The organism is Kutzneria sp. NPDC052558 (assembly GCF_044547355.1).
Taxonomy (GTDB): domain Bacteria; phylum Actinomycetota; class Actinomycetes; order Mycobacteriales; family Pseudonocardiaceae; genus Kutzneria.
This window is the reverse complement of the sequence record NZ_JBIUAG010000038.1, coordinates 1-19,555: the sequence shown is the minus strand read 5'-3', so window position 1 is coordinate 19,555 and position 19,555 is coordinate 1. Positions and strand designations below refer to the sequence as shown.

The 19,555-nt window shown below is 71.0% G+C and carries 21 protein-coding genes and 2 pseudogenes; 5 read left to right on the top strand and 18 right to left on the bottom strand.

Annotation, left to right across the window (positions count from 1 at the left end; genetic code table 11):
- Positions 1-21: 21 nt before the first annotated feature.
- The 4 genes and pseudogenes from ACIG5F_RS41820 to mca all read right to left on the bottom strand — a co-directional run bounded on the left by ACIG5F_RS41820 (position 22) and on the right by mca (position 2,157).
- Entirely contained in the window at positions 22-378 is a 357-nt protein-coding gene (locus ACIG5F_RS41820) for a hypothetical protein (RefSeq protein ID WP_396525757.1), read from the bottom strand.
- 49 nt (positions 379-427) lie between these two features.
- Complete coding sequence (locus ACIG5F_RS41815; protein ID WP_396525756.1) at positions 428-1,036, bottom strand: nucleotidyltransferase domain-containing protein; 609 nt, start codon at positions 1,034-1,036, stop codon at positions 428-430.
- 27 nt (positions 1,037-1,063) lie between these two features.
- A pseudogene (locus ACIG5F_RS41810) lies at positions 1,064-1,270 on the bottom strand (hypothetical protein); the annotation flags it as partial.
- Positions 1,271-1,275: 5 nt separating this feature from the next.
- A complete protein-coding gene (gene mca, locus ACIG5F_RS41805) occupies positions 1,276-2,157 on the bottom strand; it encodes a mycothiol conjugate amidase Mca (protein ID WP_396525755.1) in 882 nt (293 codons plus the stop codon).
- Positions 2,158-2,279: 122 nt separating this feature from the next.
- On the opposite strand from mca, the gene ACIG5F_RS41800 reads away from it, so the two are divergent.
- Together ACIG5F_RS41800 and greA are read left to right on the top strand one after the other, a co-directional pair.
- Complete coding sequence (locus tag ACIG5F_RS41800; protein ID WP_396525754.1) at positions 2,280-2,705, top strand: DUF4307 domain-containing protein; 426 nt, start codon at positions 2,280-2,282, stop codon at positions 2,703-2,705.
- Positions 2,706-2,918: 213 nt separating this feature from the next.
- Positions 2,919-3,416, top strand: coding sequence for a transcription elongation factor GreA (gene greA, locus ACIG5F_RS41795; protein WP_396525853.1), 498 nt, complete (start codon positions 2,919-2,921; stop codon positions 3,414-3,416).
- Positions 3,417-3,437: 21 nt separating this feature from the next.
- Here the strand turns inward: greA and ACIG5F_RS41790 are convergent, their stop codons facing one another.
- Positions 3,438-3,938 carry an Lrp/AsnC family transcriptional regulator gene (locus ACIG5F_RS41790; RefSeq protein WP_396525753.1) on the bottom strand — a complete coding sequence of 167 codons (501 nt, stop codon included), beginning with the start codon at positions 3,936-3,938 and terminating at the stop codon, positions 3,438-3,440.
- A 137-nt stretch (positions 3,939-4,075) separates the two neighbouring features.
- Here ACIG5F_RS41790 and hppD point away from each other — a divergent pair, with 137 nt between their 5' ends.
- Positions 4,076-5,257 (top strand): 4-hydroxyphenylpyruvate dioxygenase, encoded by a 1,182-nt coding sequence (hppD, locus tag ACIG5F_RS41785; RefSeq protein ID WP_396525752.1) that lies wholly within the window; start codon positions 4,076-4,078, stop codon positions 5,255-5,257.
- A 50-nt stretch (positions 5,258-5,307) separates the two neighbouring features.
- Here the strand turns inward: hppD and ACIG5F_RS41780 are convergent, their stop codons facing one another.
- The 10 genes and pseudogenes from ACIG5F_RS41780 to ilvA all read right to left on the bottom strand — a co-directional run bounded on the left by ACIG5F_RS41780 (position 5,308) and on the right by ilvA (position 13,672).
- The gene (locus tag ACIG5F_RS41780; protein ID WP_396525751.1) at positions 5,308-5,754 is read right to left on the bottom strand and encodes a hypothetical protein; all 447 of its coding nucleotides are present in this window, start codon (positions 5,752-5,754) and stop codon (positions 5,308-5,310) included.
- Between the two features lie 13 nt (positions 5,755-5,767).
- Positions 5,768-6,904 (bottom strand): hypothetical protein, encoded by a 1,137-nt coding sequence (locus ACIG5F_RS41775; protein WP_396525750.1) that lies wholly within the window; start codon positions 6,902-6,904, stop codon positions 5,768-5,770.
- A gap of 1 nt (position 6,905) precedes the next feature.
- A complete protein-coding gene (locus tag ACIG5F_RS41770) occupies positions 6,906-8,177 on the bottom strand; it encodes a hypothetical protein (RefSeq protein ID WP_396525749.1) in 1,272 nt (423 codons plus the stop codon).
- A gap of 10 nt (positions 8,178-8,187) precedes the next feature.
- Positions 8,188-9,051: a phage distal tail protein gene (locus ACIG5F_RS41765; RefSeq protein WP_396525747.1), complete on the bottom strand. Its 864-nt coding sequence runs from the start codon at positions 9,049-9,051 to the stop codon at positions 8,188-8,190.
- Positions 9,051-10,754, bottom strand: coding sequence for a hypothetical protein (locus ACIG5F_RS41760; protein ID WP_396525746.1), 1,704 nt, complete (start codon positions 10,752-10,754; stop codon positions 9,051-9,053). Before ACIG5F_RS41760 ends, ACIG5F_RS41765 begins: the two co-directional genes overlap by 1 nt.
- Before the next feature lie 13 nt (positions 10,755-10,767).
- Positions 10,768-10,980, bottom strand: coding sequence for a Gp15 family bacteriophage protein (locus ACIG5F_RS41755; protein WP_396525852.1), 213 nt, complete (start codon positions 10,978-10,980; stop codon positions 10,768-10,770).
- Positions 10,981-11,012: 32 nt separating this feature from the next.
- Positions 11,013-11,402 carry a hypothetical protein gene (locus ACIG5F_RS41750; protein WP_396525745.1) on the bottom strand — a complete coding sequence of 130 codons (390 nt, stop codon included), beginning with the start codon at positions 11,400-11,402 and terminating at the stop codon, positions 11,013-11,015.
- Positions 11,399-11,854: a phage tail tube protein gene (locus ACIG5F_RS41745; RefSeq protein WP_396525744.1), complete on the bottom strand. Its 456-nt coding sequence runs from the start codon at positions 11,852-11,854 to the stop codon at positions 11,399-11,401. Before ACIG5F_RS41745 ends, ACIG5F_RS41750 begins: the two co-directional genes overlap by 4 nt.
- A gap of 18 nt (positions 11,855-11,872) precedes the next feature.
- Positions 11,873-12,292: a minor capsid protein gene (locus ACIG5F_RS41740; protein WP_396525743.1), complete on the bottom strand. Its 420-nt coding sequence runs from the start codon at positions 12,290-12,292 to the stop codon at positions 11,873-11,875.
- A 175-nt stretch (positions 12,293-12,467) separates the two neighbouring features.
- Positions 12,468-13,672, bottom strand: a pseudogene (gene ilvA / locus ACIG5F_RS41735) (threonine ammonia-lyase).
- A 160-nt stretch (positions 13,673-13,832) separates the two neighbouring features.
- On the opposite strand from ilvA, the gene ACIG5F_RS41730 reads away from it, so the two are divergent.
- Positions 13,833-14,054: a hypothetical protein gene (locus ACIG5F_RS41730; protein WP_396525742.1), complete on the top strand. Its 222-nt coding sequence runs from the start codon at positions 13,833-13,835 to the stop codon at positions 14,052-14,054.
- Between the two features lie 134 nt (positions 14,055-14,188).
- Here the strand turns inward: ACIG5F_RS41730 and ACIG5F_RS41725 are convergent, their stop codons facing one another.
- The 3 genes from ACIG5F_RS41725 to ACIG5F_RS41715 all read right to left on the bottom strand — a co-directional run bounded on the left by ACIG5F_RS41725 (position 14,189) and on the right by ACIG5F_RS41715 (position 18,175).
- Complete coding sequence (locus tag ACIG5F_RS41725; protein ID WP_396525741.1) at positions 14,189-15,346, bottom strand: cystathionine gamma-synthase; 1,158 nt, start codon at positions 15,344-15,346, stop codon at positions 14,189-14,191.
- Between the two features lie 113 nt (positions 15,347-15,459).
- The gene (locus ACIG5F_RS41720) at positions 15,460-16,716 is read right to left on the bottom strand and encodes a hypothetical protein (RefSeq protein ID WP_396525740.1); all 1,257 of its coding nucleotides are present in this window, start codon (positions 16,714-16,716) and stop codon (positions 15,460-15,462) included.
- An 88-nt stretch (positions 16,717-16,804) separates the two neighbouring features.
- A complete protein-coding gene (locus tag ACIG5F_RS41715; RefSeq protein WP_396525739.1) occupies positions 16,805-18,175 on the bottom strand; it encodes a cystathionine beta-synthase in 1,371 nt (456 codons plus the stop codon).
- A 133-nt stretch (positions 18,176-18,308) separates the two neighbouring features.
- Between ACIG5F_RS41715 and ACIG5F_RS41710 the strand changes: the two genes are divergently transcribed.
- Positions 18,309-19,235, top strand: a complete 927-nt coding sequence (locus tag ACIG5F_RS41710) for an SGNH/GDSL hydrolase family protein (RefSeq protein ID WP_396525738.1) — start codon at positions 18,309-18,311, stop codon at positions 19,233-19,235.
- The last annotated feature ends 320 nt before the right edge of the window (positions 19,236-19,555 follow it).

Here is a 19,555-nt window from a genome sequence, read left to right as displayed (position 1 = left end):
GCCCGCGACGCTACCGGGGACTCACCGGGACCCGTCCCCGGACCGGCCGCGGCGGTACGCATACACGACGCCTGCCACGCCGAGCAGGCCGATCAGCAGAAACGCGCCACCGATGCCGAAGGCTTCGGGCTCCCAGCCGTGGCCGGCCAACTGCTTGGCGTGCAGTTCTTCATAGGTGTTGATGGAGATGGAGCCGCTGACCTCGAGCCGGCAACTGTCACCGGGGCCCATCACCTCGTCGCCACACATGACCGGACCGTCCGAGCCGGCCGTCGGGAAGCCCTTCGGCACGATCGCCACGCCGGCCACCAACATGATGGCGGGGACGATCCACAGGACAACAGAGCCCAGGTCGAATGGTCGCCGATCCCGTCGCATGGCAGCGACGCTAGCGGGGCGCCCCGGGGACCCGTCCCCGGAATCCGTTTCAGGACAGCAGCTTCAGCCAGGGGTGGTCGGGGTGCACGGCCTTGATCAGGTCGGCCAGGCGGTGCCGGCCGGCGGCGTCCAGCCAGGGCATGGTGGCGATCAGGTCGGCCTCGTCCTTGGCCTGGTTGTGCTTGGCCTTGAACAACAACACCAGCTCGGGCCGCAGGTAGCGGATCCCGCGCCCCTCCCAGGTGGCCTCGGACAGCGGCAGCACGACCGACGGATCCCGCATGCAGACCCACTTGCCGTCGCGGTCGTCGGTCAGCTGGAGGTCCAGCAGCCACGGCGCGGTGGCGTGCTCCCGGATCCACAGCCCAGACGCCCACGACGGCACCTCGGCCGGCCAGGCGACGGGCTTGAGCGTGCCGTCGCCGACGGCCCAGACGTGGAACCGGGCGGAGAAGTGCTCGACCACGGCGGCGGCGTCCCGGCGGAAGACGCCGAGGTCGACGTCACCGTGCTCGCGGCGCACGGCGGCGTAGGCCTCGATGGCCCAGCCGCCGTTCACCCACCACGGCACGTCGAGGCCGGCGCACAGGGCGGCGGCGTCGTCCGGCTTGACCATGGCCCAGGGGCCGTACCACCGGACGGCTTCCTCGTGGTCCACCTAGTCCCCGGTCTTGGTCGTGGGCTCGTCCTGGTTGTCGAAGCTGGCCGGCACCCGCTTGAGGTGCTTGGTCATCGACCGGATCAGGAACGCCACGGCGACGAAGAACAGGATGAGCAGCACAAAACCGACGGGCGTGGACTTGCCGAAGTCCTCCCCCTGACCGCCCTGGTCGGTGTTGACCGGGGTGGTGGTGGCGGTGGTCGTCTGGCTCAACGCCACCGGGACCGGCAGACCGGTCACACGCTCACCTTCTCTCGAACTCCGGCGAACAGGTCGTCCTCGGGCAGCGTGGTGTCGACGAGCGAGCGGACGAGCTCGTACTCCTCCGTCGGCCACACCTCGCGCTGAAGGTCCAAGGGTACGGCGAACCACCGCGAGGTGGGATCGATCTGGGTGGCGTGCGCCCGCAGCGCCTCACGGCCCTGCTCGAAGTAGTCGGCGCACTCGACCTGGGTGGTGACCCGCTCCATGTTGTCCTTGCGGTTGGGGTCCCAGTTGGCCAGCCACTCGGTGTACGGCGACTCCAGGCCCCGGGCCAGCATGCCCTCGTGCACGGCGACCATCTTGGCCCGGGAGAAGCCGTGCGAGTAGTACAGCTTGAGCGCCTGCCACGGGGCGCCGGCGGCCGGGAACCGGTCCGGGTCGGCGGCGGCGTCGAAGGCGGCCATCGACACCTCGTGGGTGCGGATGTGGTCGGGGTGCGGGTAGCCGCCGTTCTCGTCGTAGGTGACGATCACGTGCGGCCGGAACTCGCGGATCTCCCGGACCAGGGTCTCGGTGGACTCCTCCAGCGGCACCAGGGCGAAGCAGCCCTCGGGCAGCGGCGGCAGCGGGTCGCCCTCGGGCAGCCCGGAGTCGACGTAGCCCAGCCAGCGGTGCTGGATGCCCAGGATCTTGGCGGCGGCGGCCATCTCGTCGCGCCGGATCGAGGCCATGTTCTCCAGCACGTCCGGCCGGTCCATGGCCGGGTTCAGGATGCTGCCCCGCTCGCCCCCGGTGCAGGTCACGACCATCACGTCGTTGCCTTCGGCGACGTAGCGCGCCATCGTCGCCGCGCCCTTGCTGGACTCGTCGTCGGGATGTGCGTGCACTGCCATCAGGCGCAGCTTCTCGGCCATGGTCCCCTCATCGTCGTATCCACCCTGCCCGCCGTCTCCACCGGGGGCCCAGGGATACTCAACGCAGGCGTCGCGGGCCATTGTTCCAAAGGGGTCCGACAGTCCCGGAGAGAGGAGGCGGCATGGTCACCCAGCGTGAGCTCCCGGTCGGCCGCTACGGCTCGCGAGACAAGCGCCGCGGCCCCCGCTGGGCCTACTGGGCCTTACTGGCCGTCTTCGTGGTGGCCGGCCTGGTGGTGGCCTACGTGGCCTACGTCAATCTCGGCGACGGCCCCATCACGACCGAGCCGGCGCGCTACCGGATCGTCGACGACAAGACGGTGGAGTTCAGCTTCACGGTCACCCGCGACGACCCGGCCAAGGACGCCGACTGCATCGTCAGAACCAAGTCGAAAGACGGCGACGAGGCCGGCGTCCGCGAGGTCTATGTGCCCGCCGGCGGCGACCAACGAACAGTCGACACGGTGGTGCACACCTCGAAACAGGCGGTCAGCGTGGAGGTGTACGGCTGCTCGTACCAGGTGCCCCCTTACCTGAGGAGCAGCTAGCCGCCAAGCGGGTGAACCAACCGCCAAGCGGTCGTGGACCTGCGAAAATTCGCCCTACCCACTCTCCGGCCGTGCTAGAATCGCTCGACAGCACGGCCCCTTTCCACGGGCCGTGTTTTTCCGTTCCGGGCCTCACGGCCCGGAAGTTCCCGGCATGCCATTGGCATGCCGGCGCCCGCGTGTAGGAGCGTGGGCCCGGAGTACGACGAGGAGTTGGTGACCGTGAGCGAGACCCAGGTGACCTGGCTGACCCAGGAATCCTACGACCGGCTCAAGCACGAGCTTGACGAGCTGATCGCGAACCGCCCGGTCATTGCCGCCGAGATCAACGCCCGGCGTGAGGAAGGCGACCTCCGCGAGAACGGCGGCTACCACGCCGCGCGTGAGGAGCAGGGCAAGCAGGAAGGCCGGATCCGGCAGCTCCAGGAGCTGCTGCGGGCGGCCAAGGTCGGCGAGGCGCCCAAGAACGACGGCACCGCCGAGCCCGGCAAGGTGCTCACCGTCCGTTACGAGGGCGACTCGGACACCGAGCAGTTCCTGCTGGCCACCCGCGAGGAGGGCGCGGAGGGCCCCCTGGAGGTGTTCTCGCCGGCGTCGCCGCTCGGCCGGGCGCTGCTGGGCGCCAAGGAGGGCGAGACCCGCGAGTACGAGCTGCCCAACGGCAAGACCATGAAGGTCACCCTGGTCAAGGCGGTGCCCTACAGCGGCTGAGCAGACGCCGTGTCGCCCTGGTCACCCCGCCGGTGACCAGGGCTTTTGCTCGTTCGCGATGCGGTTGAGCAGCGGCCGCACCCGCGGCTCGATGGGCGTGGACAGCGCGATCGACGTCGACATCCGCTGCACGCCCGGCACCACCACCACCTCGTCCACGACCCGTTGCAGGTCGTCGTTGGACCGGGCGACCATGCGCACGTGCAGGTCGCCCTGGCCGGTGGTGGCGTGCACCTCGCACACCTCGTCGATGGCGGCCAGCCGGGCCGCCACCTCGGACCGCTGGCCCTGGGCGATCTCGATCACCGCGAACGCGGTCAGCCCGTAGCCCATCGCGGCCAGGTCCACCGCCGGCGGGAAGCCGCGCAGCACGCCCCGCTCGGTCAGCCGGTCCAGCCGGGCCTGCACGGTGCCGCGGGCCACGCCCAGCCGGCGTGAGCATTCCAGCACTCCCAGCCGCGGCTCGTCGGTGAGCAGCAGCAACAGCCGCGCGTCCAGCGCGTCCAGCGATTCCCGGTCCACCCTGGTCAGTCTGCCCAGTTCCGCCGAGGAAAACCAGTCTCCACTGGACAGAGTGCGCAGTGAAATCCCTGGGTGTTGCGCACGATGCCGGCATCGCGCAGGGTTATGCCATCGGATTGCACAAAGGGAGGGTCGACATGACGGAGATGTTGGACGACGTCAGCTTCGAGTCGCTCAAGCAGCTGGTCGGGCTGGTCGACTACGACGCCTCGAAGGACCCGTTCCCGGTGCGGGCGATGGACGCCGTGGTGTTCGTGACCGGCAACGCGACCCAGACGGCGTGGTTCTACCAGGTGGCCTTCGGCATGCAGCTGGTCGCCTACAGCGGTCCCGAGACCGGCAACCGCGACCACAAGTCGTTCGTGCTCAAGTCCGGCTCGGCCCGCTTCGTGATCAACGGCGGCGTGGCCCCGGACAGCCCGCTGCTCGACCACCACCGCAAGCACGGCGACGGCGTGGTCGACCTGGCCCTCGAGGTCAGCGACGTCGACCAGTGCATCAAGCACGCGCGGGCCCAGGGCGCGACCGTGCTGGAGGAGCCCAACGACGTCACCGACGAGCACGGCACCATCCGGCGCGCGGCCATCGCCACCTACGGCGAGACCCGGCACACGCTGATCGACCGCTCCCGCTACAACGGCCCCTACCTGCCCGGCTACGTGGCCAGGACCAGCTCCGTGCGGCGGCCCGAGGGCGCGCCCAAGCGCCTGTTCCAGGCCATCGACCACTGCGTCGGCAACGTCGAGCTCGGGCGCATGGACTACTGGGTCGAGTTCTACAACCGGGTCATGGGCTTCGTGAACATGGCCGAGTTCGTCGGCGACGACATCGCCACCGACTACTCGGCGCTGATGAGCAAGGTGGTGTCCAACGGCAACCACCGGGTCAAGTTCCCGCTCAACGAGCCGGCCGTGGCCAAGCGCAAGTCGCAGATCGACGAGTACCTGGAGTTCTACGGCGGCCCCGGCTGCCAGCACATCGCCCTGGCCACCAACGACATCGTGGCCACCATCACCGCGATGCGGGCGGCCGGCGTGGAGTTCCTGGCCACCCCGGACTCCTACTACGACGACCCCGAGCTGCGGGCCCGCATCGGTCAGGTGCGGCTGCCCATCGAGGTGCTCAAGGAGCACGGCATCCTGGTCGACCGGGACGAGGACGGCTACCTGCTGCAGATCTTCACCTCGCCCATCGGCGACCGGCCGACCGTGTTCTACGAGCTGATCGAGCGGCACGGCTCGCTGGGCTTCGGCAAGGGCAACTTCAAGGCCCTGTTCGAGGCCATCGAGCGCGAACAGGAACGCCGCGGCAACCTCTGACGTCCACGAACCCCCGCGGGTCGCGCTCCCTGAGCGTGACCCGCGGGGGTTCAGCGTTGTTGGCGGGCGTCGGAGATTTGGGCGCGCAGGACGCCGGAGCCGGTGGTGCGGCGGTACTGGACGCTGAGTTGGACTTCGCCGTCGGTTAGGGAAAAGGGGCCGCGGACGGTGCGGGTGAGGCCCTCGCCGCAGGTCCAGCCGACGGTCCGGGTCCCGGCCGAGTCGGTGAGCACCAGCTGGCCCTCGCCGGCGGTGCCGACGTCGCAACCGTCCACCGTGGTCAGCAACAGCGCCGGGCACCACACGGGAACCGTTGCCTGCCAGACGGTTTCGAAGTCGGCGGCGGTCACGGTCGGCAGGTCCTGCGCCCGGGCCGGCGCGAACGGCACGGCGACCACGGCCACCGGGGCGGCGGATCGCTTGCGCAGCTCGGCGATCTGCCGGCGCAGGTCGGCCAGCTCGGTGAGCAGGCTGCTCGGCTGGTTGATCAGCCCCATCGGATCGGTCCCCTCAGACGGCGTCCTCGACGAGCGGGTTCATGGTCAGGGTCACGGTGTCCTCGCCGTTGTCGCCGACCCCGACGTCGATGGCCACGATGCGCATCCGGGTGTCGATCCCCTTGGCGTGGAACAGATCCTTGATGATCACGCGGGCGTCGTCGCCGACCCCGACGCCGGCGATCGACGGCGGCCGGTCGCCCCGCACCACCAGGGTCGGTGTGGCCACCGGCAGCCGGGCGGCCTGCTGGTCGGCGACGGCGTGGGCCCGCAGCTCGGCCGGGTCGGACACCGTGCTGTAGCCGTGCTCGGCCTCCAGCAGGGCCCAGCCCTGGGCGTAGCGGCCGACGTCCTCGGCCACCGCCATCCGCAGATCGAGGTCGAAGCCGCTGCCGTCGGCGAAGACCCGGGTGGCCATCCGGGTGCCGTCGGACGGCCAGGTGTAGCCGACCATGTTGCCGCCGAACTCCCACACGTGCGGCGAACCCTGTTGTCCCAGGCCGGGATCGCCCAGCCGCAGCCGGCGCGACGGCCGGCCGGCGGCGTCCAGCGGGCCGACGTCGAAGTACATGTCCGGCCCGCCGGCCACCTGCGACAGCTTGCGCAGCGCGTCGCCCACGCTGACGTTCTGGTAGCCGAAGTAGGCGCGGCTGGTGATGATCCCGGAGTTGGTGGCGTCCGGGATCACGCCGATGTCACCGCCGTCGTGCCGGGCGGCGACGGCGATCAGCTGGCGGGCGATCTCGTTCTGGTCCATCTCCTCCAGGTCGACCGGATCGACGTGGGCGACGTAGGCCGGGTCGCCGTACTTCGACGGGTCGAGCCTCGGCAGCACCTTGCGGTGGTCGTAGTACGACCAGAAGTCCCCGCACCCCAAGGAGATCCGCTGGTTGGCCGAGTCGTAGCGCCGGGTCCAGACCAGCCCGCCCCACACCGGCTCGTCGTCACGCAGCACGTACACCACGCGCTTGGCCGGGGTGGTCAGGTCGGCCGGATCCTCGGCCTGCACCCGGGGATCGCCGAGGTTGAGCGTGGCCGACAACTGGCCGGTGCCGCCGAGCTTCTTGCCGTAGCGCACGGTGGTCAGCGGCACCTCGGCCAGGATCCGGTTGGTCACCAGGTCGGCGACCAGATAGGTGTGCACGGCCACGTCAGGGCCTCAGCCAGGTGAACGAGATGCTGTTGGCCTCGTTGAAGTTCCGGTCGATGGTGCGGTTCGCCGTCGCCGCGTTCCACAGGATTCCGCAGACCTGCGCGCCGGCCTCGAACCGGCGGATCGTCGAGCACGAGATCGAGGTCGGGATGTGCACGCGGCGATCGGTGTGCTGGTGGGTGTAGCGCGCGTTGAGGTCCTGTCCGTTCACGATGCCGAGGTAGGCCTCGTAGAAGCCGGCGTTGGTCAGCGGATCACCCGGCGCCTGGCCGCCGAACGGCGCGTTGATCCGCAGGCTGAAGGAGATGTGCCACAGTCCGCCACGCAGCAGGGTGAACCGGTCCCTGGTCGTCTCCCGCCGCACATCCGGGCTCTGGTAGATGATGGTGGAGAACACCACTGGTGTGTCCACGGCCTGCGGGAAGAACTGCGGGAGGCGGTCGGTGCCGACCATGTAGCGAGCTTCGTGCAGCACTCCGCCGGTGCCGGTGGCCACCACGCCGACCCAGTTCGCGCCGTCATAGCTGTAGACCAGGCCGTCGGCGTAGTTGACCACCAACTGCCCCTGGTACGGCGCGACGATGTCGGTCAGCGAGGTGCAGACCGGGATACTGGGCACCCGCCAGCCGGCCCCGTCGTTGACCGTCAGCCAGCGGCGATCTCCTTGGTACGCCGTCATTCCCGGATAGGCGGCGAGCCCGGCGAGATCGCCCCGCCCCCGCACCGGCACCACGCCGCCGAGCGCGACCACGTTGGGCGGCCGCAGGTCGGTGATGTTCTCCGGTTTGACCGCGGTGGCGTTGGCCGGCACCAGCACGCTGGCCAGCCGCACCGCCCCGGCCGGCTCGGTGTCCACGCCGCCGACGATCTGCTTGACCTCGAAGGTGTTCGTGGTGTCGCCGTAGAAGGAATCGGTCTGCACGGCCACGATCAGGTCGGTGCGGGTGGCGGCGGAGCTGGCCGGGTGGCCTTTGAGGATGTCGATGTCCTTGGCCCGGCCCAGGGTCTGCACGTAGCTGCCGGGGCCGCGCCGGGGCGTGCTGAACATCTGGAACGGCTGCACGGTCACGCTGGTGTTCGAGGTGGCCGAGACGGTGACCTGCCCGGGATTGCCGACGGCGGGCCGGATCCCGTCCGCGGCCTGGATCGGCGACGGGCCGGGCTGGGCCAGCGCGGACAGCGCCAGCCGGGCGTCCTCGGTGGTGATCAGCCCGACCGTCGGGTCGGACACCGCCCACGAGACGCGCTCTTCTCTCGATGGTGTGGTCATGTTCTCCCCCTCAGATGGTGGCGTCGCGCCAGCGGCCGGTCAGCAGCGCGGCCGGGTCGTCGCGCTCGGCCAGGAAGCCGACCCGCACCGCGCCGGCCGCCGGGATCGGGAACCAGTCCCGGCGCAGCAGCCGGTCGTTGCGGTCGACCCCGTTGAGCAGCACGGTGCGCCGGTCGGTGTCGATCACCAGCCGCTGCCCCTCCAGCACCGCGAAGTCCGGGTCGAACACCAGCGACTGGCCGGTGTCCCGGTTGGCGATCACCGGGCCGAGCACCGGGCCCTCGATCGTCCACTCCGGCCAGACCGCCACGTCGCCGGTGTTGGCCGCCAGCAGCGCGCCGCCGGGCCGGCCGCCGCCCATCAGCAGCGGGAACCGCAGCGGGAACGGCAGTCCGTCCGGCTGGCCGGCGGCCAGTCCGGTGGTCTGGCTGGACTCCTGGGTCGAGTAGAGCCGTGGATCCGTTGCCTGCCACTGGATCGCGCCCGCGGTGAGGCCGACGGCGTAGTGCTTGGCCACGTCGATCGTGCGCCGCACGCAGCGGGCGTTGGCCAGCAGCGACCGTCCGTCCAGCCGCACCACCAGCGGTTCCTCCAGCGGCTGCTCCGTCGGCGCCGTCGCGGCCCGCAGCCGGCGGACCGCCTCGTCCAGCGGCGCCCCCTTGATCAGGAACGACGCCGTGATCGTGCGCTTGCCCATCAGCTGCGAGCCCTGGTACAGCCCGTGCCGGTTGGGCCGCGGCGTGTCCTGGCCGCGCACCTCGGCCAGGTCCAGCCAGCCCTCCAGCTTGGTCAGCCGGTACGGGCTGTCCGCGCCCAGCACCAGTCCCCGCCACTCCAGCTGGCCGTCGCCAGTGATCAGGTCGCCGGCCGGCATCAGCCACCTCCTCGGGAGATCCAGTCCAGCTCCGCGGCGATGTCGGCCGGGCTGTGACTCGGTGTCGCGTAGAAGTTCTCGATGAACACGCCGCCCGACCCGAGGCCGCCGAAGGCCGGCCCGTCCACGGGCGGTCGCGTCGAGTCGACCGACGCCCCGGCCGGCACGGCCACGCCGTTGGCGACCAGGCTGTTGGCGCCGAAGATGTTGTGGCCAAGGTTGACGATGTCGTTGATCAGTCCGACGATCTCCCGCAACACGCCGACCAGCGACTTGGCCGCGTCGGCGATCTTGCGGATCACGTCGGCGATGGAGCCGATCGCGTCGATGACGGCCCGGATGGCGTCGGCGATGGCCTTGATCGAGTCCGCCGCCGCCTTGATGTCCGGCGCCCACACCCTGGACGCCGCCCCGAGCGCGATGATCGCGACCGCGAGCAGCCCCACCCACAGGGCCGCCGACGACGCGGCGTCGGCCATGGCGCGGATCGAATCGGTGATCTTGTTCAGCTGGTCGGTGATGTCGCCGGCCTTGGCCGCGACGTTCTTGGCGATGGCGCCGAGCAGCTTGTCGAACACGTCGGCGACTTCCTGCAACACCTGCTGCACCTGGCCCGGCAACGCGTTCAACGTGCCGAACGCCGCGAAGATCGAGGCCACCAGCCACTGCACCGTCGCCACCGACTGGTTCGCCGCCGCCGCGATGATGGTGACGATCTGGGTGAACACCGCGAGGGTGAGATCGAGGATCAGCTGCCAGGCGGTGGCCACGGCGGTGAAGATCGCCAGCGTCGCCAGCTGCACCGACAGCTGGATGAGCAGCCAGGTCGCGGTCACCACGGCCAGCAGCAGGGCGGTCTGGGCGATGGTGAGGTCCAGGATCTGCTGCCAGGTGGTGGAAACGGCCAGGAAGATCGCCAGCGTCGCGGTCTGCACGGAGGTCTGGATCAGCAGCCACAGGGTGGCCACCGCCGTCCACAACGCGGTGAACTGCGCGACCGTGAGGTCGTAGATCTGTTGCCAGGTAAGGGTGACGCCCAGCAGCACGGTGGCCAGCGCGGTCTGGATCGCCAGCACGATCGCCGCCCACATCACCACGGTGTCGTCCAGCATGAGCTGCCAGGTGGTGGTGGTCGCCAGCGCCAGCTCGGCCCAGGACGCGACGACCGCGACCACCAGGCCCTGCACGGCCGCGATGACCATCGGGATCGGGGCCACGGCCAGCTGCCAGGCCACGATCATGCTGTTGGCCGTGCCCAGGGCGCGGTCGGCCAGCCAGTCCAGGCCGAACACGACGGTGGTGATGCCGGTCTGGATCTGCCCGGCGGCGGCCACGGACGCGGCGGCGAGCTGGGCGAAGGACCGGCTGCCGTCGTGGGCGATGGCCAGCAGGGCAGGCAGTAGGAAGCCCCGCATCAGCTTGGCCAGGAACTGGATGGGCGAGCCGACCTGCTTGACGGCCTGCTGCACGACGCCCAGCGCCCGGGCCAGCCGCGCGGTCAACGCCCGCGCGACGGTGGCCACGGCGTCGCGCACCGCGGACGCCAGCAGCTTGCGCAGCTGCTGGAGCGCGGGCGCGGCGCGGGTGGTCACGGCCTTGACGAGATCGGTCTCCAGCTGGCGGCGCAGCCCGGCCAGGCTCTGGCCGAAGGCGGCGCCGTCCAGCTTGAGGCCGACGGTCAGGTCACCAACGGTGACCGCCACGAGTAATCCCCCCTCACAGGTTGCCGATCACCGCGCGGGCGGTCTCGCTGCTCAGCTCGACCGGCTCGTTCGCGGTGACCTGCCGCCACACGCTGTCCGCGGACAGCCCGGACAGCAGCGCGGCGAACTCCCACCAGGACAGGCCGTCGTCGAGATCGGCCATGAGGTCCCGGCCGTACTCACGCCGCCAGTCCGCGTAGACCAGCCGCCAGTGCCGCAGGACCATGCGCACGGCGTGGTCCCCGTCCGCACCGCCCCCTACGGCCGCCCGGTCGCGGGGGCGACCCCGTTTCCCGACTGCCGCTCCTGGTAGAGCCGCTGGCAGGTGGCCAGCAGGTCGGGCAGGTCGTCCACTTCGAGGCCGCGTTCCATCAGGTCGACGAGATTGTCCTGGCCCAGCAGCGCGGCCAGCATCTCGAACGCCTCCTCGGCGTCGACCTGGTCGGCGGCCGGGCGGCCGGCCCGGCGGGCGTTGACGGCGAACAGGATCAGCTTGGCCGGCAGCGACGCCGGCAGCGTGTAGACCTTGCCCAGCAGGCGGATCCGCGGCGCGACCCGGGCCGCCTTGCGCTCGCGCCAGGCCTCGTCGAAGTCGTAGTCGACGGGGAGCTGGTCGAGGTCGGTCGGCGGGAGATCGGTGGCGGTCATGCGGCCACCGGCTCGCTGGTGGACCGGCCGGACCGGGCGATGGTCACCTTCCACGCCGACTTGTCGTTGTTGGCGCCGCCCTGCTCGCCGAGGCTGAACGTGGCCGTCCAGATCTTCCAGGCCTTGTCCAGGGTGTGCCGGAAGCGGACCTTGCCGAGGCTGTCCGGGCCGACCAGGGTGGCCAGCGCCTCCACCCGGGCCTGCCCCGGGTCCTGCGCGCCGGTCGCCGGGTCGAGCAGCAGGAAGCCCTCCAGGCCGAGGGTGGCCCCGCGCTGCACGACCTCCTGCTCGTAGTAGCCGCCGGAGTCGAAGGTGGTGGTGTCCACGACCTCCTCGTTGTCCCCGGAATTGGGCACCGCGGAATTGAGCCCGCCGATCTGGCTCCAGCTCTTTCCGTCGGCCTCCTGAACCTGAATCACGAGATCACGGGCATTGATCTTCACGGTTGGCATGACGGTTCACTCCCCCGCTCACTGTCGATTTCCGACAGGCCGATGCAGTTCCATCCTGAATTTCACGTCCCACAAGTCCCGGGCATTGTCGTCGCGCCCGGCGTAAACCGGTCCGCCGTCCGTCCCCACGCCGAGCACCAGCCAGGTGCCGCCGGGCATGGCCCGGTTGCCCAGGCCGTGCAGCGCGTCGTAGACGGCCTGCGCGGCCGCCTCCGGGCCGACCGGGTCGTGGGCACTACCACGCACCCTGACCTGGAGAACAGGCTCGTCGTACGGCAACTTTGGATCCGCCTGGGCCCCGGCGGCGCGGGTCAGCGCCAGCACCGCGTCCGGCGCGTCCGGCGCCGCCGCGAGAAAGATCGTGCCGCCGCCGGCCGGCCGGTACTCGCCGAGGCCGAGCTCGTGCAGCAGCGTCGCGAATTCTTCGAGCACAGTCATCGCATGCTCCCCCGACCGTGCGGAAACAATCCGAACGGTCCCCAAGTGATTGCCATGCGTGAAACAAACGACGGCGCGACCGCGCGCCCTTGAAGCCCCCTTTACCCCTCCCCAAGGACCATCATACGAAAGGGCAGGGGGCTGTCAAGCAAAGCGCGCGATCGGCCTATGGGACTCAGCGCAGCACGGTGAATCCGGCGCCGCGCAGGGCGGCGACCAGTTCCGTGCAGTGCTCGACGCCACGGGTCTCCAGGTTGAGCGAGACCTCGGCCTCGCCGATGCGCAGCGTCTCGGAGATCCGGGTGTGCTCGATGTCGATCACGTTCGCGCCGAGGTCGCCGATCATGGTGAGCAGGCCGGCCAGCCGGCCCGGCTTGTCGTCGATGCGCAGCCGCAGCGTGAGGTAGCGGCCGGCCGCGGTCATGCCGTGGCGCATGATCTGCAACAGCAGCAAGGGATCCACGTTGCCGCCGGACAGCACGGCGACCACCGGGCCGGCGAACCGGCCGGGATGCTGGATGAGCGCGGCCACCGCGGCCGCGCCGGCCGGCTCGACGACCTGCTTGGCCCGTTCCATGCACACCAGCACCGCACGGGCGATCGAGTCCTCGGTCACGGTCACCACGTCGTCGACGAGATCCCGGACGTGCCGGAAGGTCAGCGCGCCCGGCTTGGCCACCGCGATGCCGTCGGCCATCGTGCGCACGCCCGGCAGCTTCACCGGCGAACCGGTGCTCAGCGACTCCGGCAGCGCGGCGGCGGCCTCGGCCTGCACGGCCACCACCCGCACGTCGGGCCGGGTGCCCTTGATCGCAGCGGCCACGCCGCCGACCAGCCCGCCGCCGCCCGCGGCCAGCAGGACCGTGCCGACGTTGGGCACCTGGTCCAGGATCTCCAGGCCGATCGTGCCCTGGCCGGCGATCACGTCCGGGTGGTCGAAGGGGTGGATGAACACCGCGCCGGTGCGCTGCGCGAACACGATGGAGGCGGCCAGCGTCTCGTCGAAGGACTCGCCGGTGAGCTTGACGTCCGCGCCGTAGCCGCGGGTGGCGTCGAGCTTGGGCAGCGGGGCCCGGCGGGGCATGAACACCGTGGCCGGGATGCCGAGCAGGGACGCGCCGAGCGCGACGCCCTGGGCGTGGTTGCCGGCGCTGGCCGCGACCACGCCGCGTGAGCGCTCCTCCCCGTCGAGGCCGTGCATCCGCACGTAGGCGCCCCGGATCTTGAACGATCCAGTCGCTGGAGGTTCTCACACTTGAGGAACACTTCGCCGCCGTGCCAGTCCCCGAGCACCCGCGAGTGCTCCATCGGCGTCTGCCGCACCACGTTCGACAGCACCTTCTGCGCCGCGCGCACCCGCTCGACGGTGACCAGCTCCATGTCGCCTGATCCTGCCAGGATGCTGTCAGTCGACACACCGCCGGGCCGTTACGGGTAGGCTGGGCGCATTCTCACCCCGGCGGCGGTGACCGCTGAACCACGCGCGGTCATCGGAACGTAGAAGACAATCACGTCGGGGATTGGACATCGTGGAGGTGGCATGGCACGCGTGGCCCGCATCGCCGGGGTGCTGCCGCTGATCGGGGCGGTCGCGTGCGCCGCGGCACTGGCCGGGGCGGCCGTGTTCACCGTCTCGCAGGCCGGCTGCGCCGACGCCGGCCACTACGTGGTCACCGGCAACGTGGTGGAGCTCGTCGGCAGCTGCGTCGACAAGCAGGACTTCCCAGGCGCCCAACACCAGGCGTCCGGCGTCCAGCCCTAAGCGGCTTCAAGTGTTGTGAAGGGGCCCTTCCTGACGTTGACCGTCAGGAAGGGCCCCTTCATAACGCCAGGAACGGCCCTTTCACCGCCCACCCAGCGTGCGGTATCGGGCCCTTCCTGGCGTCGGGGCGCGCGTCAGGCCAGGGCGGTGAGCAGGTCCTCGACGAGGTCGTCGCCGGACTCGATGCCGACCGAGAGGCGGATCAGGTCGTCCGGCACCTGCAACGCCGAGCCGGCGGTGCTGGCGTGGGTCATCTTGCCCGGGTGCTCGATCAGCGACTCGATGCCGCCCAGCGACTCGGCCAGCGTGAACAGCTTGGTGCGGGCGCACACGTCCAGGGCGGCCTGCTCGCCGCCGGCGACGGTGAACGAGACCATGCCGCCGTAGCGGCGCATCTGCTTGGCCGCCACCTCGTGGCCGGGGTGCTCGACCAGGCCCGGGAAGTAAACCCGAGTCACCTTCGGGTGGCTGACCAGCGCCTCCACCACACGCTCGGCGTTGTCGCTGTGCCGGTCCATGCGCACGGCCAGCGTCTTGAGGCCACGCAACGTCAGCCACGAGTCGAACGGGCCAGGCACCGAGCCGGCGGCGTTGCGCAGGAAGGCGAACTTCTCGTGCAGCTCGTCGTCGGAGGTGATCAGCGCGCCGCCGACCACGTCGGAATGCCCGCCCAGGTACTTGGTGGTCGAGTGCAGCACGATGTCGGCGCCCAGGCCCAGCGGGGACTGCAGGTACGGGGTGGCGAAGGTGTTGTCGACCACCAGCCGCGCCTCGGCGTCGTGCGCGATGCCGGCCAGTGCCGCGATGTCGGCGATGCCCAGCAGCGGGTTGGTCGGCGTCTCCACCCAGATCACCTTGGTCTCCGGGCGGACCGCGGCCCGCACGGCGTCCACATCGGACAGATGGACCGGCGTGTGCTCGACACCCCACTGGCTGAGCACCTTGTCCACCAGGCGGAAGGTGCCGCCGTAGGCGTCGTCCGGGATGACCACGTGGTCGCCCGGGCGAACCAGCGTGCGCAGCGCGATGTCCGAGGCGGCCATGCCCGAGGCGAAGGCCAGCGCGTGCCGGCCGCCCTCCAGCGAGGCCAGGCACTCCTCCAGCGCGGTGCGCGTCGGATTGGCGGTGCGGGAGTACTCGAACCCCCCGGCCCGCAGTCCGCCGACGCCGTCCTGGGCGAAGGTCGAGGTCTGGTAGATGGGCACGATGACCGAGCCGGTGTGCGGGTCAGGCTCCTGCCCGGCGTGGATCGCCCTGGTCTCGAAACCGTGTCGGGCGGCGCTGTCCGTCATAGACAGAGCCTACGATGCGCTCCGCCAAAAGACTGGTGACCGCCCTCACCGACCACAATGCGGAACCGCCGCCGGGAGCAAGGCTGCCGGCGGCGGTTCGTGCGAGCGGTCGATCAGGAGCCGTAAGGGCCCTGCGGGGGCTGCTGGCCGAAGCCCGGCTGCTGGCCCGGCTGCTGGGGCGGCTGGCCGTAGGGCGCGGGCTGGCCGAACGGCGGCTGCTGCGGCTGCCCGTAGCCACCGGCCGGCGGCTGCTGGGGCTGGCCGTACTGCGGCTGCTGACCGTACTGCGGCTGCCCGAACTGCTGCGGCTGCTGCCCGAACTGCTGCTGGGGCTGGGGCTGGCCGAACTGCTGGCCGTACTGCGGCTGCTGCCCGAACGGGGGCTGCTGACCGTACTGCGGCTGCTGGCCGAACTGGCCGTAACCACCGGCGGTCGCCGGGGCCGCGCCGGCCTTGGCCGCCATGCCGGCCGAGGTCGACGGCAGCCACCACAGCACCAGCAGGCCGATGAACACCACGATCGGGAGCAGCGTGCCCACCGGGTTGCTGCCGATCGAGATCAGCTGGATGACGATGCCCACGCCGAGCAGCGCGCTGATCACGATCCGGCCCCAGCTCTGGCCCTGGCCGGCGAACCAGGCGCTCGCGCCCGCGCCGAGCACCACGACCAGCTGAACCACCACGGCGATGATCGCCCACGCCGGCGCGTAGGCGATGAGCCCGAGCACGCTGATCAGGCTGAGCACGCTGAGCACCAGCCCGAGCGCCATCAAGCCGATCGTCGTCCACATCGCGACCGGCAACGTGTTCGCGTTGCCGGCCGAGCCGCCCACCGGGGCGGCGCCGTACTGGCCGAACTGGCCGGGCGGCTGCTGGGTCGCCCACGCCGGCTGCTGCGGCGCGCCGTACGGGGCCTGGCCGAACTGGCCCGGCTGACCGAACTGTCCGGGCGCCGGCGGCTGACCCGGTTGCTGCGGGAAACCGCCGGTGGCCGGCGCGCCGAAGGGCTGCGGCTGCTGGCCGAAGGGAGAGGGCTGCGGCTGCTGCCCGAACGACGGCGTCGCCGGCGCGGCCGGGGCCGGGGCCGCCGGCTGGACCGGCAGCGGGCCACTGGCCGGGCTGGCGTAGCCGGGCGGGCTGTAGACCGGCCCGGCCGGCGGCTGCTGGCCGGGCGGCACGACCTGGGTCGAGTCGGCGGGCGGCGGGGGTGTCACGGCCGGTGACGACACGTCTCCTGGCCGCACCACCTGGGTGGCGTTGGCGTCCGCGGGGCTCGCGGCGGGCGGCGGCTGGGAGCCCGCCCCGACCACCTGCGTGGCCTCCGGGTTCGCCGCGGAATCACCGGTCTCCGGCGGCTGTGGAGCACTCATCCGGTTTCCAACCCCCTTGGGCCCTTGACGTCACGTCGGTCGTAACGCTAGCCCATACGACGCAGCCCCGCCGCGCGCCTCGCGAGACTCATTTGCCGGCCAGGAACCCCAGGATGTCGTGCCGGGTGACCACGCCCGCCGGCTTGCCGTCGACCAGCACCATCGCGCCGTCCGCGGCCGACAGCGCCGTCATCGCCGAGCCGACCGGCTCACCAGCGCCGATGGTCGGCAGCGGCGGCGACATGTGCTGCTCGACTCGATCGGCCAGCTGCGCCTTGCCGGTGAACAGCGCGTCCAGCAGGTCCCGCTCGTTGACCGCGCCGGCCACCTCGGCCGCCATCACGGGCGGCTCGGCGTTGACCACCGGCATCTGCGACACCTCGAACTCACGCAGGATGGCGATCGCCTCGGCCACCGTCTCGTTCGGGTGCACGTGCACCAGCTCCGGCATCGTGCCGTCCTTGCGGCGCAGCACGTTGCCGACGGTCGCGCCGGCGTGGTCCGGGGACAGGAAGCCGTAGGAGGCCATCCAGGTGTCGTTGAAGACCTTGGACAGGTAGCCGCGGCCGCCGTCGGGCAGCAGCACCACGATGACGTCGTCCGGGCCGCAGCGGCGGGCCAGCTCGATCGCGGCCGCGGCCGCCATGCCGCAGGAGCCGCCGACCAGCAGGCCCTCCTCGCGGGCCAGCCGCCGGGTCACCTCGAAGGAGTCGGCGTCGGAGACCGGGATGATCTCGTCGCAGATGTCCCGGTCGTAGGTCGTCGGCCAGAAGTCCTCGCCCACGCCCTCGACCAGGTAGGGGCGGCCGGTGCCGCCCGAGTAGACCGAGCCCTCCGGGTCGGCGCCGATGATCTTGACCCGGCCGCCGGAGACCTCCTTGAGATAGCGGCCGGTGCCCGAGATCGTGCCGCCGGTGCCCACGCCCGCCACGAAGTGCGTGATCTTGCCCTCGGTCTGCTTCCACAGCTCCGGGCCGGTGGAGTGGTAGTGGCTCTCCGGGTTGTTCGGGTTGGCGTACTGGTTGGGCTTCCAGGCCCCCGGGATCTCGCGGACCAGGCGGTCGGAGACGTTGTAGTAGGAGTCCGGGTGCTCCGGGGCGACCGCCGTCGGGCACACCACGACCTCGGCCCCGTAGGCCTTGAGCACGTTGCGCTTGTCCTCGCTGACCTTGTCCGGGCAGACGAAGACGCACTTGTAACCGCGGCGCTGGGCGACCAGGGCCAGGCCGACGCCCGTGTTGCCCGAGGTGGGCTCCACGATCGTGCCGCCGGGCTTGAGCTCGCCCGACCTCTCGGCCGCCTCCACCATGCGCAGCGCGATGCGGTCCTTCACGCTGCCGCCGGGGTTGAAGTACTCGACCTTGGCCAGCACCAGCGGCGCCAGACCGTCGACGAGCGAGTTCAGCCGCACCAGCGGCGTGTTGCCGACAAGGTCGACTACGTGATCGACGTACTCCACCGGAGGCCCTTTCGTCTTGTGAACTGGCCGCAGCCTAACCCGTTCCGGGGAATGATCGGTGGTGCGTGGCGTTGATCCCAATGGCCCAGTCGACCATCGAGGTGGTGGGAGAATGGATCGGGGGAGGTCGGACATGGGTGCGATGCGTGGACTTCGGTTCGTCGCGGTGGCCGCCGGCACGCTCGGCGGTCTCTACGGGGCGGCGTACGGCCTGCTCACCAACCAGGCGCGGCGCGCGGAGCGCATCATCGGCCCGCCGGTCGCCCCGCCCTTTCTGGCCGATGGCGTCTACCGGCCCGACGGCTCCGGCCCCCTGCCGCCGACCGAGGACGACGGGGCCCTGAAGTTCGCCATGTTCGGCGACTCCATGGCCGCCGGCCTGGGCGTGGACGGGCCCGACCAGCTGCCGTCGGTGGTGCTGGCCCGCGGCCTGGCCGAGGAGGCCGGCCGCGCCGTGCGCCTCGACACCTACGCCGTCGTCGGCGCGGCCACCCGGGACCTGCCGGCCCAGGTCGAACAGGCCCTGCTCACCCCGCCCGACGTCGCCGTGATCATCATCGGGGCCAACGACGTCACCACCCTGACCACCGTGCCCGACGCCGTCGCCGGCCTCGAACGGGTGATTCGCACCCTCCAGGACGCCGGGTGCGGCGTCGTCGTCGGCACGTGTCCCGATCTGGGCGTGATCCGCCCCATCGCGCAGCCCCTCAAGTCCATCGCCCGGGCCTGGAGCCTGCTGCTGGCCCGCGCCCAGCGCCGGGCCGTCGCCCGCATCGGCGCCATCCCCGTCGCCCTGGCCGACCTGCTCGCCCCCGAGTTCCTGGCCCGCCCCCGAGAGTTCTTCAGCTCCGACCAGTTCCACCCCAGCGCCGTCGGCTACGACGCCGCCTGCTCGGTGCTGCTGCCCGCCCTGTGCACCGTCGCCGGCGTGTGGACCGGCGGCCCCCTGCCCAAGCTCCCCACCCGCTCCGCCCTGGCCGAATCCCGCCGCCCCACCGCCAAGTTCATCGCCCGCGTCAACCAACGCTTCGGCCGCCCGGTGCGCCCTCTGTCTCCGTGACCAGGTTGTCCACAGGTGGCTGTCGTTATCCACAGGCACCCATTTTCAAGATCACCCAGACCCTGGGGGCGGTAGACTGGCAGCGGGGTCGCCCCCCTGGGTTGGGTGGGGGAGTTTCAAGGGTCGTTGCAACACCTGAGTGAGCTTCGGGTGCCCGCGCCGCGCGGTTTGTCGGGGGTGGGGTTTGCAGTGAGGGGTGGGGCTGTTTGAGGGGGCGTTATCCAGGCGACTCCGGGTGGATTTTGCGCGGAGACCTCTGGGCGATGGCGTATCAAGGCGCTATCGGGCAGGCTCCGCCTGCCTCGATACGCAAGAAGCTT